Source organism: Armatimonadota bacterium, assembly GCA_029907255.1.
Taxonomy (GTDB): domain Bacteria; phylum Armatimonadota; class UBA5829; order DTJY01; family DTJY01; genus JAIMAU01.
The window spans coordinates 131,327-145,421 of sequence record JARYMF010000002.1 but is presented as its reverse complement, the minus strand read 5'-3'; the positions used below and the strand labels follow the sequence as shown (position 1 = coordinate 145,421).

General features: G+C 49.3%; 9 protein-coding genes. 4 read left to right on the top strand and 5 right to left on the bottom strand.

Annotated features, from left to right (window positions below; all coding sequences use genetic code 11):
- Nucleotides 1-1,119 (top strand): ATP--guanido phosphotransferase, encoded by a 1,119-nt coding sequence (locus QHH26_01905; GenBank protein MDH7480715.1) that lies wholly within the window; start codon nucleotides 1-3, stop codon nucleotides 1,117-1,119.
- A 155-nt stretch (nucleotides 1,120-1,274) separates the two neighbouring features.
- Complete coding sequence (locus QHH26_01900) at nucleotides 1,275-3,728, top strand: ATP-dependent Clp protease ATP-binding subunit (protein MDH7480714.1); 2,454 nt, start codon at nucleotides 1,275-1,277, stop codon at nucleotides 3,726-3,728.
- Between the two features lie 76 nt (nucleotides 3,729-3,804).
- Here QHH26_01900 and QHH26_01895 read toward each other — a convergent pair whose 3' ends face one another.
- Together QHH26_01895 and QHH26_01890 are read right to left on the bottom strand one after the other, a co-directional pair.
- Nucleotides 3,805-4,863 carry a uroporphyrinogen decarboxylase family protein gene (locus tag QHH26_01895; GenBank protein ID MDH7480713.1) on the bottom strand — a complete coding sequence of 353 codons (1,059 nt, stop codon included), beginning with the start codon at nucleotides 4,861-4,863 and terminating at the stop codon, nucleotides 3,805-3,807.
- Nucleotides 4,864-5,309: 446 nt separating this feature from the next.
- Nucleotides 5,310-6,584, bottom strand: coding sequence for a glycosyl hydrolase family 28-related protein (locus tag QHH26_01890; GenBank protein ID MDH7480712.1), 1,275 nt, complete (start codon nucleotides 6,582-6,584; stop codon nucleotides 5,310-5,312).
- 267 nt (nucleotides 6,585-6,851) lie between these two features.
- Between QHH26_01890 and QHH26_01885 the strand changes: the two genes are divergently transcribed.
- Both QHH26_01885 and QHH26_01880 read left to right on the top strand, forming a co-directional pair.
- The gene (locus tag QHH26_01885; GenBank protein MDH7480711.1) at nucleotides 6,852-7,784 is read left to right on the top strand and encodes a TIM barrel protein; all 933 of its coding nucleotides are present in this window, start codon (nucleotides 6,852-6,854) and stop codon (nucleotides 7,782-7,784) included.
- A gap of 21 nt (nucleotides 7,785-7,805) precedes the next feature.
- On the top strand, nucleotides 7,806-8,639 hold the full coding sequence (locus QHH26_01880; protein MDH7480710.1) for a 5-deoxy-glucuronate isomerase: 834 nt from the start codon (nucleotides 7,806-7,808) through the stop codon (nucleotides 8,637-8,639).
- A gap of 61 nt (nucleotides 8,640-8,700) precedes the next feature.
- Here the strand turns inward: QHH26_01880 and QHH26_01875 are convergent, their stop codons facing one another.
- From QHH26_01875 to QHH26_01865, 3 genes are all read right to left on the bottom strand, one after another.
- Entirely contained in the window at nucleotides 8,701-11,223 is a 2,523-nt protein-coding gene (locus QHH26_01875) for a SpoIIE family protein phosphatase (GenBank protein MDH7480709.1), read from the bottom strand.
- A gap of 45 nt (nucleotides 11,224-11,268) precedes the next feature.
- On the bottom strand, nucleotides 11,269-12,627 hold the full coding sequence (locus tag QHH26_01870; protein MDH7480708.1) for a Gfo/Idh/MocA family oxidoreductase: 1,359 nt from the start codon (nucleotides 12,625-12,627) through the stop codon (nucleotides 11,269-11,271).
- Nucleotides 12,628-12,924: 297 nt separating this feature from the next.
- Nucleotides 12,925-13,971, bottom strand: a complete 1,047-nt coding sequence (locus tag QHH26_01865) for an SIS domain-containing protein (protein MDH7480707.1) — start codon at nucleotides 13,969-13,971, stop codon at nucleotides 12,925-12,927.
- Nucleotides 13,972-14,095: the final 124 nt, after the last annotated feature.

The window sequence follows — 14,095 nt, the reverse complement described above, 5'->3', positions numbered from 1 at the left end:
ATGCTGAAAAATCGCGCAGAGAAAAAGACTATAATGCCGGCTTGGGTCCGCGCTGAAGGGCCTGCCAGCGACGTTGCGATTTCCACTCGCGCCCGCCTGGCACGAAATATAGAAGGCTTGCCATTTCCCTGCCGTGCATGCGACGCAGACCTTAAAAGGGTTGCCGACCGAGTTTTAGACACAATTCATAAAACAGATGAAAGGTTCGGCAGGTTCTATGTGTTGCATCCTCGGCACATGACAGCCTTCGAAAGACTTGTTCTGATTGACTCACACCTTGCAAGCAGTCAGCATGTAGCTGGCGGGAGTTACCGCCCTGTGGTGTTAAACGAAAGCGGCACTTTAAGCCTCATGGTAAACGAAGAAGACCACATGAGGATACAGTGCATCCTGCCGGGGCTACAGCCATTAAGAGCGCTGGAAGTCGTTCGCGAGTTCGATACATTTCTTGGCGAACAGATTCAGTATGCCCGGGCTGACAATTATGGGTACCTAACAGCATCTCTAAGCAATATAGGCACAGGGCTCAGGCTGTCGGTAATGCTTCATCTCGCAGGCTTGACGATGCTTGGAGAGGTGGTTTCGACATTGACCGCGGCCGCACAACTAAAAATCTCTGTGCGCGGGCTTTTCGGAGAGGGTACAAAAGCCCTGGGAGATCTTTTTCAGGTATCAAACGAAACAACAATAGGGTTCTCTGAAAAGGAGATAACCTCCAGAGTAAGAGGTGCGGCTGAACACCTAATAGCAAGGGAACGTGAGGCACGAAGAATAATTCTTCATAATAAAAAAGAAGAAATCACCAATCTGGCAAATAAAGCGCGAGCCAGATTATTAACGGCGCGTGCGCTGAGTGGAGAAGAAGCACTAGCACATCTCTCCACACTCCGACTTGCAGCCGGGCTTGGGATACCGCCAGGAATATCGGCGACAGCGTTCAGCGAACTTCTTGCATCAATGCAAATAGGGGCAACCGCCTCAATCAAAAGGCGCGGCCTGCCCATTGCAGAAACTGTAGGCGCTGAAGTGAGACGTGCCCGGCAAGTGCGCGAAAAGCTTGCGGAGGAAAGTGCGATTGCCCAACTAGCGTTTTCCGAAGAAGGAGAACCTTGTAATTAAAAAAGACGTAATTATAAATAGAAGACTCCCCGAAGGGGGCTCATAAGTTTACTAATACTTACAATCAAAAAGCTAGAAAGCAATAAGTATTATACAACTAGAGTCTCCGGTCGGGTTATGTAACACCCATTCCATAGAAAAGGAGGGACAGTGGAATGTGGCAGCGGTTTACTGAGAGGGCGCGTAGAGTCGTTTTCTTCGCTCAGGAAGAGGCCAGCAGGCTTGGCGAGAATTTTGTCACGACCGAGCACCTGCTTCTTGGCCTTGTACGCGAGAGCGATAGCGTAGCCGCGCGAATACTCGACCGGATGGGCGTAAGCCTTAACCGGATCCGGGCTGAAATCGAGCGGCAGGTTACAAGAGGAGACGGCCGGCTCAGCCAGGATACCATGCAACTAACCCCACGCGCAAAGCGCGTGATTGACCTGGCATATGACGAAGCTAGGCAGTTGAACAACAACTACATAGGCACGGAACACCTGCTACTCGGCCTCATCCGAGAGGGTGAAGGGCTTGCAGCACGCGTTCTAGCCAAGCTTGGAGTTGATCTAGAAAGAACAAGACGAGAAGTAATGAATCTCCAAAGCGACGATAGTTCTATGGCAACGACCAGGACAAGGTCGAGGACTCCCACATTGGATGAATTCGGCCGCGACCTGACAGATTTAGCCAGACAAGATAAGCTCGACCCAGTTGTGGGCAGAAATACCGAGATCGAGCGCGTTATCCAAATCCTGAGCAGAAGGACGAAAAACAACCCTGTGCTGATTGGAGAGCCGGGTGTAGGTAAGACAGCAATCGCCGAAGGTCTTGCCCAGCGCATTGTATCCGGCGACATCCCTGAAATGCTGAAAGACCGCCGGATCGTGGCTCTCGACCTTGCGGGTGTGGTTGCTGGCACGAAGTATCGAGGCGAATTCGAAGAGCGAATGAAGCGCATTATAGATGAAGTGCGCAAAGCCAATGGTGAGGTAATCCTCTTTATTGACGAGCTTCACACCTTGGTTGGCGCAGGCGCAGCCGAGGGAGCAATCGATGCTTCGAACATCATGAAGCCAGCCCTTGCGCGCGGCGAGCTCCAGTGCATCGGCGCAACAACAATGGACGAATACCGCAAGTATATCGAGCGCGATGCCGCTCTCGAGCGAAGATTCCAGCCCATCCAGGTCCGCGAGCCCACCGTTGAGGAGGCAATAGACATCCTCAAGGGATTGAGGGATAGATATGAGGGGCACCATCATGTAAAGATTCGAGATGACGCCCTCTATGCCGCAGCTCGTCTCGCTGATAGGTATATAACCGACCGTTGCCTGCCAGACAAGGCAATTGACCTTATAGACGAAGCTGCTTCGCGAGTAAGGTTGCAAAGAACATTGCCACCTGCAGAACTCCGAGCAGCAAAGGCTGAGCTACGTTTGGTCACGCAGGAACTAGAGTCACTGCCTGCAACGGGGCAATACGACCGCGCAATCGAGCTCCAAGCTCAGGAGCGGTATCTCACCGAAAAAATCCGGGAGCTTGACCGTCAATGGCAGGAAAGCTTGAATGCAACAGACCCGGTCGTGACAGAAGATGAAATTGCTCACATTGTGTTCAGCTGGACAGGCATCCCTGTTTCAAGACTAGTTGAAACAGAGACAGCCAAGCTTTTGAACATGGAGCAGGCTTTGCACGAGAGAATTATCGGACAGGATGAAGCAATTGCGGCGGTTTCCCGTGCAATCAGACGAGCTAGATCAGGGCTAAAGGACCCCAAGCGGCCTACTGGTTCGTTCATATTCCTGGGCCCCACTGGCGTCGGAAAGACGGAGCTTGCACGGGCACTCGCGGCGTTCCTATTCAACAATGAGGATAACTTGATTCGCATAGACATGTCTGAATATATGGAGCGGTTTGCCGTATCAAGACTTGTCGGTGCGCCACCTGGGTACGTGGGCTACGAAGAAGGCGGACAGCTCACCGAAGCCGTTCGTCGGCAACCGTACTCGGTTGTGCTGCTCGACGAGATAGAGAAGGCGCATCCAGAAGTATTCAACATCTTGCTCCAAGTTATGGAGGACGGCCGACTAACCGATTCACAGGGACGCGTTGTCGACTTCAAGAATACGGTTATGATAATGACCTCAAACATAGGAGCACAGCTAATAAGCAGCGATGGCGGCATCGGTTTCCGAACCGCAAAGAAGGTTGACGAGGACGCTCGTGCCTATGAGGCAATGAAAAACCGAGTAACCGAGGAGATGAAGAAGATCTTCCGTCCCGAGTTCCTGAACCGGGTGGACGAAGTTATAGTGTTCCACTCGCTTTCGTCGGCGCAGATTCTGCAAATCGTCGACCTAATGCTGAACAGAGTGCGCGAACAGCTCAAGGTTCAAGGCATGGACCTTGAAGCAAGCGACGAGGTAAAGGAAGTACTGGCGAAAGAAGGCTTCGACCCAGCGTTTGGTGCAAGGCCCCTGCGCAGGGCTGTACAAAGGATAATTGAAGATCCGCTCAGCGAAGAGATACTTATGGGACGCTTCACGGAAGGCGACGTCATCCGCGCTGAGCTGGACGACGGCAAGGTAATCTTCAAAAAAGCGGAGAAAGCCGAGCCACTCAAGGTATAAAAATACCATCAATAGGTGGTAGACGATAGCTAAAAGCCCATCCCAAAGTTCCTGGGATGGGCTTTTTTAATAACACTCAGTACTTCCCGTACTTTTCCAACAACTCAATCGCATAGCGGTAGTTGTCAAACGATACTGTCGGGGGGACGGAGTGGTCTGAATGGAAGATGTACCCGCCGCCTTTCATGGCAATCGGGACCTTGCTGGAGATTTCCTCCTCAATGTCGGCTTTAGTGCCGGAGAGCTTGCGAATGTCAATGTTGCCGAAGAACGTAATTTTGTTTCCGTAAAGCTCCTTGAGCACCCGGACATCCTGGCCGCACTTCGCCTCAAGTGGCTGAATTGCCGCGAACCCCGCCTCAATTAGCTTCGGAATCAGCGCCTCGATTTTTCCGCATGAGTGCAGTATAACTGGCTTGCCGTGGGAGTTAAAGAAATCGCACATGCGCTTGTGTGCTGGCCAAAGCAGCTGTTCGTAGCATTCCGGCGAAAATAGCGTGGAATTCCGATATCCCATATCGCCATACATCCATGCGCCATCAAAATCTAGCCCCATATCGAGAACCTTCTGCGCTAGGGCAATCTGAAGGTCGGTGTAAGTGTTAAAAACATCGGCAACTACTTTGGGCTCGTCCATCATTAGCATAAAGATATTAACCTGACCAAAAACTGGCCACGCACACTCATACGCCTCTATGCCGGCGTAGTGGACAAACTTCTTTTTTGCCCGTCCAGCTTCATAAACTTCACGGATATTCGCAGGTATGCGTACGTCATCTGGCGTTAGACGCTCTTTATACTCATACCAATCTTTTGCAGTTTGGACGGTATGCGCAATCCAATGGGGCGTATGACCAGATTCGCGTTTGACATCTTTTCTAGTTACACCATTAGCATCCTTTTGAATCACGTATTCATCTGTCTCTTCATAAATCTCGACAGGCAATCGCAAACTCATATCCATCCATGGCAGACTGTGGAAGTCAAAGCCAAAAAGCTCGGATATGTCCTGTCCCTCCTCAAGACCCTGGGTTTTCCAAAGTGCAAGCGTTTCACTCCACAGCGATTCCTGCCTGCCAACCCTGTCCGGGATACCGCCTTTAAGCGTCGTGAGAATCCTCTCGCGCGAGTCCATAAACTGCCTCCTGGGTAAACATGCTCAAACTTAACGGTTCACTGTAAATATGATCTATCCTCTTCAGCAAACGAAAGCATCAAAAATGCTAGTTTTCACCTGAGTAAACCTATAGGGTAATAATACCATCTTAAGAATTAATTGCAAATTCCTGAGTACAACAAAGAGATTCGCATACCAAATCTCACAAGAAAATGGAATAATATTTATGGAACGCGAAAAAGAGGGGCACAGAACTTGGTTCTGTGTTCCTCTTTTTTTCTTTTTGGCATGGAGGCCGAAAAGCCTGCCGGGGCCCAGCGAAAGGGGTTCCGGATCCCCCTTTCCCCGGCAGAATGCTCGAAAGCTGGTACCGCGTCTCCTACCGCACGGCCTCCGTGCCATTATTATGTAGCACATAGGCCTCGGAGGAAGCGGAACACAGCAAAACTACCAAGGACACCCCCTTATTTCCCTGCGCGGCTCACGTTCATGCTTATCTGCACATCACCCTTGCTTTGATTTTCTATTTTCTGCGGGCCAGCCAAGGTGTTTCCAATGATTGTAGCTGTCTTTACATCGGAACCAAGTTTAATTTGGTTCAAGTCGCGCCCGAACCGACAGGAATGAACTGCGATACTGCCTTTTGTTGCTTCCAGCGCCGGCGTACCATTATTCATCCTATCCCACGCTTGGAAATTGCACTGAGAGAAGCTTACAAAGCCGTCGCCTGCCATCTTAACAATTTGCTGAGTTGGGCCCCAAAAGGCACAGTTTGAGAATTGGGCGACTCCTGTAAATCCAGGTGCAACCTCAATTTCAGCATCGGCAATATCCGCCCCAACAAACTCGCCATTAGTGAAGAGAAGTCCCGGCTCTTGAGTCTGCTCAATTAGCACTGCAGTCCGCGCCCAATCAACGCCGCACCCAAGGAAGTTTCCGTTACAAGCTCCGTTTTTGCTAGCATAAAAGCGCATTCCAACTTTGCACCCGTAGGAAAAAGTGTTAAGCACATATTCCCAATCTGTGCGCCCGAACTCAAAAGAAGTACAATTTTCCAGTAGATAATCTCGCAAGTCTTGCCATGTGGGTATTCCCTCAACCTCGGCACGCATCCAATAGTGAGGGTTGAAGTGTACATTCTCAATGCGCCCGATATCGGTGCACTTATCTACCGCAATGCCTATTTTAAGCGGACAGCCAAATACATTACGGATGTAGTGAAGCTCATTCGGCTCAGTTGCGAAATCGATTCCTTTGTACGAATTAACAAGTGTCACATCAATCACGCTGCAGTGCATTCCATACCCCCTAATTGTCCAAGGGTAAGGTTTCACGCCAGGGATTCTCTGCATAGGATAAAAGAAAGTCATTCCCTTAATTCCACTGCTTGGCGAGAGAGTCACAAGCGCTGGGCCGTCTTCCTTGCCTCTATCGGCATAGGCAAGTATCACAGTGCCCTTCATAAGCTGGGCGTGGTGGGGCGCCTCCCACTCGCCTGCGAGCATAACGCCGGAAGGCACGGTAATCGGTTTTGAAAGCTTATATTTGCCCGCGGGTAGCTTCACAGTGCCGCCGCCATTTGCCGCACAGGCATCGAGCGCCCTTTGAATCGCCGCAGAATCATCTGCCTTACCATCTCCCTTTACACCAAATTGCTTTACGTCAAGCATATTTGCCGCAGACGCTCCAATTGCCGTGCACAATAACGTGATTATTGTTAGCGAGCCATAAATACTCATCTTTTCCTCCTAAATCAAAATCATACTTTGATTTACGCCATAAATGAGATTCAATCCTTCGGCAAGCTCTTAAAACACTTCCAATCTATTTTTGTGTTGGCAGAGATTCAACCAATAAACAGAAGTTTCATTAGAGAAACTTAAATAGCTTATAATTAATTGCCTCCAATGCCAGCGTTGACACCAACTTCTGCCAAAGGTTATAATCTCAAGAAGCTGGCAACTCTCAGCGCCGGCAATAAAACCCAAACCAGGAGGTAAAATAAGGTGCAGGAACCCATTTCGAAGTATTTCCGGGTGGGGCTTATACACCCCATGGCATATCCTTCGGTTATCAAGGGCGAAGGCCCAATTCTTGAGACATTAGAAAAAATCTTGGCGGATGATTACTTCAGTGCTGTCGAAGTAACATGGATAAAGGATAAGAAAGTCAGAGAAGAAGCCGCCAAGATGCTAAAGACTGCCCATGTCGAGGTAGTTTTCGCCGGACAACCGCCACTTCTCACACAAGGGCTTGACCTCAATGCGGCCGATGAAGCTGCCCGGAAGCGTGCAATTGACCAAACTAAGGATTCTGTGGACCAAGCTTACGAACTCGGCGCCCACCTAGTTGCCATCCTGAGCGGGCCAGACCCTGGAGATGCAGATAGAGCTAATGCAATGAACCGACTAGTAGATTCGCTTTGCCAAATCTGCGATTATGCGAAAGCCCAGCGGCAAGAAAATCCGATATACATTTCGCTCGAAACATTCGACCGTACCATTGAAAAAAAGTGCTTGATTGGTCCAACAAAAGAAGCTGTCGAGCTGGCAAAGCGTGTTAAAAAAGAGTGTTCAAACTTCGGTCTCACTATAGACCTCAGCCATCAGCCGCTACTCTCGGAGTCAATTCCTGAGATGGTAAGAGGAGCATCTGAATATCTTATTCACGCCCATATGGGCAACTGCGTGATGCGCGATCCCTCGAATCCAGCTTATGGAGACGCACATCCTGCATTTGGCTGTGACTTAGGCGAGAACGATGTGAATGAGGTTGCCGAATATCTTCGCTGCCTGATGGATATTGGCTTCTTCAACAAGCAGCTTCCGACAGGAATGCCAGTAGTCAGCTTTGAGGTTAAACCACTTCCTGGCGAGAGTTCAGAGCTTGTAATAGCTGGCGCAAAGCGTGTTCTAAACGAGGCATGGGCGAAGATATAACTTGGATAGGAGATATGGAACATGAGCCGCTCTGAGCAATGCACCGAGAATTTGCTTATAAAAGCAAAAACTATTTCGGAAGGATATACAAAAATTATAGGTCGAGGTGAAAAGGGATTGAAGCACCTCGAGTTTGGAAGGCTCTGGCTCACATCAGGCGAATGGTCGTCGGACAGTAAAGACTGCGAGGTTGTTTTGGATATTTACTCGGGCGTAGTCTCGCTAGAGACCAATGCGGCGAACTTTGAGCGGCTTGGCAATCGCAAAAACGTATTCGAAGGACCAGCCACGGTGATTTATCTACCACCGCAGACGCCCTACCGCCTAAGTGTTATTGAAGGACCAGCTGACATTGCTGTTTTCTCTGCGGCCGCAGCTTCCTCCGAGGCTAATGTTACTATCATACGCCCCGAGGATAACATTGTGACCACTCCAGGCAAAGATAACTGGTTGAGGCATGTTTATACTGCAATTGGCAATAACTTGCCTGCTACAAAAATAATCTTTGGGGAAACGGTCAATCCTCCAGGGAATTGGTCAAGCTATCCACCGCATAAGCACGATGCATTTGTTCCACCAAATGAAGTGCCTTTGGAAGAAATTTACTATTTTCAGCTCAATCCAAGCCAGGGATTTGGGATTATTCGCATTTATACCGAGCCAAACGATCCAGGGCCAATGGATGAAGTTTATGTAGTGGAAAACGGAGATACAGTTGTCATTCCCAGAGGCTACCACCCAGTTGCCGCTGCGCCAGGATATACGCTTCACTATACGTGGGCGATGGCTGGCGACATTCGCAAGCCTGGGGCACTTTCCGATGACCCCAGACATGCGTGGGTAAAAGAGATATAGCTTCTCCAATCGCTATCAGCCGCCGGCTTTTCACTAAAGGTCGGCGGCTGACTTTTTGCTTCTAGAACAATGAGCCAGGTTTGCGAACTTTAACTATAAGAATAGCAACATCGTCGCGAAGATAACCGTTCGCGTAGGAATTTATTCCTTCGAATATCCCCTCAGCTGGGTCGCCAATATTACGCCGTAGTTCTGATGCAACGATTTTCTCCAACCCCTCTGTCCCGAGGAACTTCCCCTCCTTGCGCGCATCAGTTGCACCGTCTGTATAAAACACAAGTGCATCTCCCGGTGAAAGAGTGACAGCGCTTGAGGCATACTCTGCTTCAGTTAGCGCCCCAACTGCTGGCCCGGAGGTGTTGAGTCTTTCGATGCTTCCCTCCGACTGCCTAAAAAGAAGCGGAAGCTCATGGCCAGCGTTTACGTACGTAAACTCCCTTGTCTCTGAATTAAAGACCCCATAGATCATCGTTACAAACTTGCTGGCGGGAGTGTATCGGCACAGCGCATTGTTCACCCTTGTTATTACAGATACAGGGTCTGGATCTTCGTGTGAATAAGCCTGCACCATATACCGACTCATTCCCGTATAAACCGCCGCATCGAGTCCCTTGCCAGCCACATCACCAATTACAAGCGCATACTTGGGCCCGCCAAGGTGAATGATATCATAGAAATCGCCGCCAAGGTCAGACTCGCTCATCCCTGGGCGATACAAAGTATAGACTTCGGTCCCAGCAGGTATGATCTCTAACTTTGGCGCGAAAGTACTCTGTAGGCTGTCTGCGATTCTTTTCTGATACTCATATTGACGCGAATTTGCTATTCCTACTGCAACAACATTAGCAAGCAAGGTCATCAGGCGCTTTTCTCGCTCTCCAAACGGCTCACCGCCGCGTCGAAAAACATTAATTGCGCCAATTGATACCCCCTGCGAGAACATCGGCACAGAAAGCAGATGGTGCTTGCCGCCATCGTCTCCCGCAAGGTCAGGGTACTTGCAATGCGAGCTATTCGGCACATTGGCAATCAGCTTTGCCTTACCTTCCTTGGCTACCGAGACTGCAACCATATCGCATTGGTCCACATGGCCTTCAACCGCTACATATCTCGACAGCTTGTTATGCCCCAGTATCCGCAAAGAATCATTGTCCGGCTCAAACAATAGAACCGAGCATGCATGAGCTTGGACACTCGACTTCAGCTTCTCTGCAAGCGCATCAACCAATTCGTGAAGTTCAAGCTTTGATGTAATAGCTTGGCTAACTTCATAGACAATTTCCAATTCTTTGGTCCGTTCGGAAATTGCCTTGAGCGAATCCTTCGCTTGTCCACGAACCTGCAGGTTTTCTATGGCAAGTCCAGCCTGCCCGGCGAAAGCATCGAGGACTCGCATTTGCTCTTTCGTAAGCTTGGTAGGCTTTTCGAAGAAAAGTCCCAAAACGCCAGTCGCCTCACCTTTCACAACCAGGGGCGCACAAACAACAGATGCCAAACCAACGCTATCTCCAAGCTTTCCTGTTAGAGCTGGATCCTCTGAAATTTCAAAAAGTGCGATTGTCGCCTTCGTGGCAAAGGCGCTGCCAAAGGCACCCTCGGCTGGTCTGAAAATTAGTGCCTCTGCCACTTCATTGTCAAAACCAGTATGAGCGGCTATTTCCAAGATATTTCGTGCCCTGTCGTGCACCATGAGGCAAGCAGCTTGTGCATCAAGGGATGCTTTCGCTGCATCAACAATTTTCTGGAACGCCTCAAGAGGATCGCTAGTTTCAACAACGGCCTGTTGAGCTTGCATAAGTCCATAGAATTCGCTGCTCTGCCGATGAAGACGTCTCTGAAGCCTGGACTGCTCTGCAAGAAGACCAGCCAGCGGCGTCAGGTAGCCAAGAACCTTCATTACGTTGGCAAAACCGAAAAGAAGCCCCACAGGATTCTTTGCCAATCCTATTGCAAGCTGTCCAAATGTTGCAAACATAAAACCATAGGTCATCCATGCGACAAGAAGGTTTCCACGGTGGACGCTAGCTCTGGAGTACCCAACACATGCGACTGCGAAAAGCACTATGCAGACCGCATTTATAATTGGGCTCACACCTCTTGCGGAGAAGAACCTCCCGAGTGGAAATGTGGAAGCCAGGAAAATGAGAATTGCTGCCCAGAGAACCGCGCTAGCTGTGAAAGTAGCAACCTCAAGTGCACTTCGGCTCCTGAGGGCAGGCGTTCGATGTCTTATAAATCCAACTACCGCAAGGGTGCCCAGCGTTAGGCGGCTGACCATCCAAATGGCATATCCTGCTTGGCTCCTAATTGTATCGTGGCCAGGGATGGAGAAAGATAGCGCATTCCAGACATCCATGACGCCTGCTGCGAGAAAACCTGCACCGAGGTAGAGGAAGATTCTCCGTGAATGGAGATAATACTCGGAGAGCATAATCCCAAAGACAGCAATGGCGACAAGGCCGCCGAACCAATAGACGGCAGTATATAGTTGCGGCTGACCGCGCAAATGCGATTCCCCAGCAGCAGCCAATAACAACACTGCTGTGCTCACGGCAGCTAGGATTAGGAATATGGATCTCTTCATCACGCCCTCATTCTATCTTTTTCGGGCTATATTTGCAACTCGCTATCAAACCTTATACATTGGGAGCTTCCAAGGCTTTCGATATTCGCGCTGATAGCATTGGACCTCCATCGCCTTCTTATCGCCTACAATGACGCCTTTTTCGCCGTCCCATTTGATGCTTTTTCCGTGCAAATAGGCGATGTTCGAGAGATGGCAACACGCCGTCGTGTAATGCATTGTCTCTATATCTGAGGTGCACTTGCCCCGAGTGCGAATATTCTCCAAGAAATTGCGAATGTGGTTTGCATCTGCCCAGCGATGAGGTGCATCACCACCTTGATCTTTGCCGGCTTCCTCGGGACCTGGATGGTCGCCATAAGGATGCCACTTAATTCCGCTCCTGTCAACGATTAACTTTCCTTTTTCACCGATAAATTCTGCGCCGTGGCCGCCGCCGCCATCCAAACCTTCGCCGCCAACGTGTATTTCCCACTGGAGTATCCAGTTCGAGAATTTGTAAATTGCTATCATGGTATCAGGCGTCGTTCGGTCATCGTCAGGCGCACACCTCAGCTTTCCACCGTAAGCCGCTACCTCAAGGGGGTGCCACTCATTCATGCCAAGCAAGACAATGTCAATCATATGGACGCCCCAATCGCCGCTCATCCCTGTGCCAAAATCATAGTAAAGCCGCCACATGCCGGGGTGATACGTGTCATGATAGGGCACCTTCGGCGCGGGGCCACACCAAAAGTCCCAATCAAGGTGTGGAGGTGGGTCCTTAATTGGATTCTTGCCAAGGCCGCCTGGACCGCAGACCCATGCGCGACAGATGCTTATTTTACCCATCTTGCCCGACCGAACAAAGTCTATCGCCTGCCGAAAAAACCCCACACTTCGCTGCCAAGTGTTAATTTGGCATACGCGTTTGAAGTATTTGGCGGCCGCAACCATTGCTTTGCCCTCAATGATATCGTGTGAGATTGGCTTTTCACAAAAGACATCCTTACCCGCCTCGCATGCCATTATGAATGGAAGCGCGTGCCAATGATCTGGGGTACTTATAACAACTGCATCAATATCCTTGCGGTCGAGCACATACCGAAAATCTTTAACAGCAAGTGGTAACCTGCCGTATTTTTTATGGACTGCCTTCGCGGCATTCTTGAGATTATTCGAGTCCACATCGCATACGGCGGCAACTTCCACATCAGGGTTGCTCATGAAACCGCGCATATTCACCATGCCCATACCGCCCATCCCAATGCAACCAACCACAATCTTGTCGTTGGGAGAAACCTTTGGCTCCTGGGCGTAAGTGGGCGTTGCAAGCGCCTCCGCCACCGCCACCCCGAGCCCGACACCTAGTGCTGCTTTGCCACTTGTTTCCAAAAATTCTCTTCGATTCATACGTCCAGCCATTGCAATCAATCCTTTCAAAAGATTAGGATTCAATACAATTAAAAAATGCAAAACATTTTTGCAGTCACATTAAGCATATAAAGTGTCCATTCCTTCTTAATGGCTAGATTAAGGAAATACCCAGGATGTTAATTCTAGCTTTTTTCTTGCCGAGGAGCAGAATTTATCTCAAGATTTCACAAAAATCGTTCATAATTTAATTGGGTGATTGCAAGAATCTTCTTCGTTGTGCCTTAGGACAATAGCAGCATAACGGACCCACCGAAAGGTGGGTTTCTTTTTATCAGGCCTCCGTTGTTATTCTCGCAAAGTTACCTTACTTCCACGTTGGAAAACGCCCGCTTCCCATCCTCGGTCTGCGGCCATACGGTAAAGAAGGAGTTCTTGAGGAAGCGCACAGGCAAGTGGGAAAAGTTCGGGAGCAGCAGGCATCAGCACAATATTTAACAGGTTTTTGTGTTCACCGGCATTTTTGGATGTAAATAAAACAACTTTACTACCAAGTTCTGCCATCTCAAGTGCCATGTTTCTTACCAAGTCGCCGCCATGCCCATCGGAGGCAAACATAATTGCGTAGTGTCCCTGCCCCACTATCTCGAAGGGCCCATGGCGAAAACTTCCACCCGGAAGGACTGAGGTAAAAATACGCACACCCTCTTGGTAAGTCAAGCCAGCTTGCCTAGCAGCTGCAAGGGATGGCCCGCGAGATATGAAGTATACAAAAGTCGCATCCCGAAGCAACTCTGCGGCTTGAGCAATTTCATTCTGACGCTCGGCAAGGAACCGATCCATTTCATTAGCAACTTGTTCAAGGTTGGCAAGCACCTCATCGTAATCTTCTCCAATCAATGCCCGCCCGATAAGGAGCATTAGAGCCATACTGTTTGAATAGGTCTTATTCGAAATAGATGCCTCCTTGCCTGCAAGCATTGGAAGGTTAACTCTAGAGTAGCGTGCCATATAGCTTTCAGGATTGTTTGTAACCGCCACCAGCCGTAAGTGATAGGAAAGATGTTCGGTAATGCGACGCGTTTCTATGCTTTCACCAGATTGCGACACGGCAATGACAACATCATCATCTCGAATGCTTTCGATACCATAGTGGAGCAGTTCGCCGGCCTCCCAAAAAACAAAAGGCACAGGCGATTTTTTAGATAAATATTCAACCAATACCTGGGAAACAAATTCAGAAGTGCCCATGCCAGTGAATATAAAGCTTCTCGGCCTTCGTGAGGCCATTGCCCATAGCTTTTCTAAAAGGCTACGGCCCTCATCTCGTCGGTAAAATGCTATTAAATCACGTAGAACCTTGCTTTTCTCCTTTACCTCATCAAGAAACGCCATATTTCGTCCCCCGCTATTAAAATACTCCGAGATTGCCTAAAATCCCAGGCAAGTTATCTTAAACAGTTTAACTAAAAATGCCCCAAAAGCACTCAAAATAGAATACTACTACAAACCCATTGTT

What these genes read in the sequence shown, in the direction of transcription:
- QHH26_01875 (MDH7480709.1), bottom strand. Translation starts at nt 11,223, where the DNA reads ATGAAGAGATCCATATTCCTAATCCTAGCTGCCGTGAGCACAGCAGTG.
- QHH26_01890 (MDH7480712.1), bottom strand. Translation starts at nt 6,584, where the DNA reads ATGAGTATTTATGGCTCGCTAACAATAATCACGTTATTGTGCACGGCA.
- QHH26_01895 (MDH7480713.1), bottom strand. Translation starts at nt 4,863, where the DNA reads ATGGACTCGCGCGAGAGGATTCTCACGACGCTTAAAGGCGGTATCCCG.
- QHH26_01870 (MDH7480708.1), bottom strand. Translation starts at nt 12,627, where the DNA reads ATGGCTGGACGTATGAATCGAAGAGAATTTTTGGAAACAAGTGGCAAA.
- QHH26_01905 (MDH7480715.1), top strand. Translation starts at nt 1, where the DNA reads ATGCTGAAAAATCGCGCAGAGAAAAAGACTATAATGCCGGCTTGGGTC.
- QHH26_01880 (MDH7480710.1), top strand. Translation starts at nt 7,806, where the DNA reads ATGAGCCGCTCTGAGCAATGCACCGAGAATTTGCTTATAAAAGCAAAA.
- QHH26_01900 (MDH7480714.1), top strand. Translation starts at nt 1,275, where the DNA reads ATGTGGCAGCGGTTTACTGAGAGGGCGCGTAGAGTCGTTTTCTTCGCT.
- QHH26_01865 (MDH7480707.1), bottom strand. Translation starts at nt 13,971, where the DNA reads ATGGCGTTTCTTGATGAGGTAAAGGAGAAAAGCAAGGTTCTACGTGAT.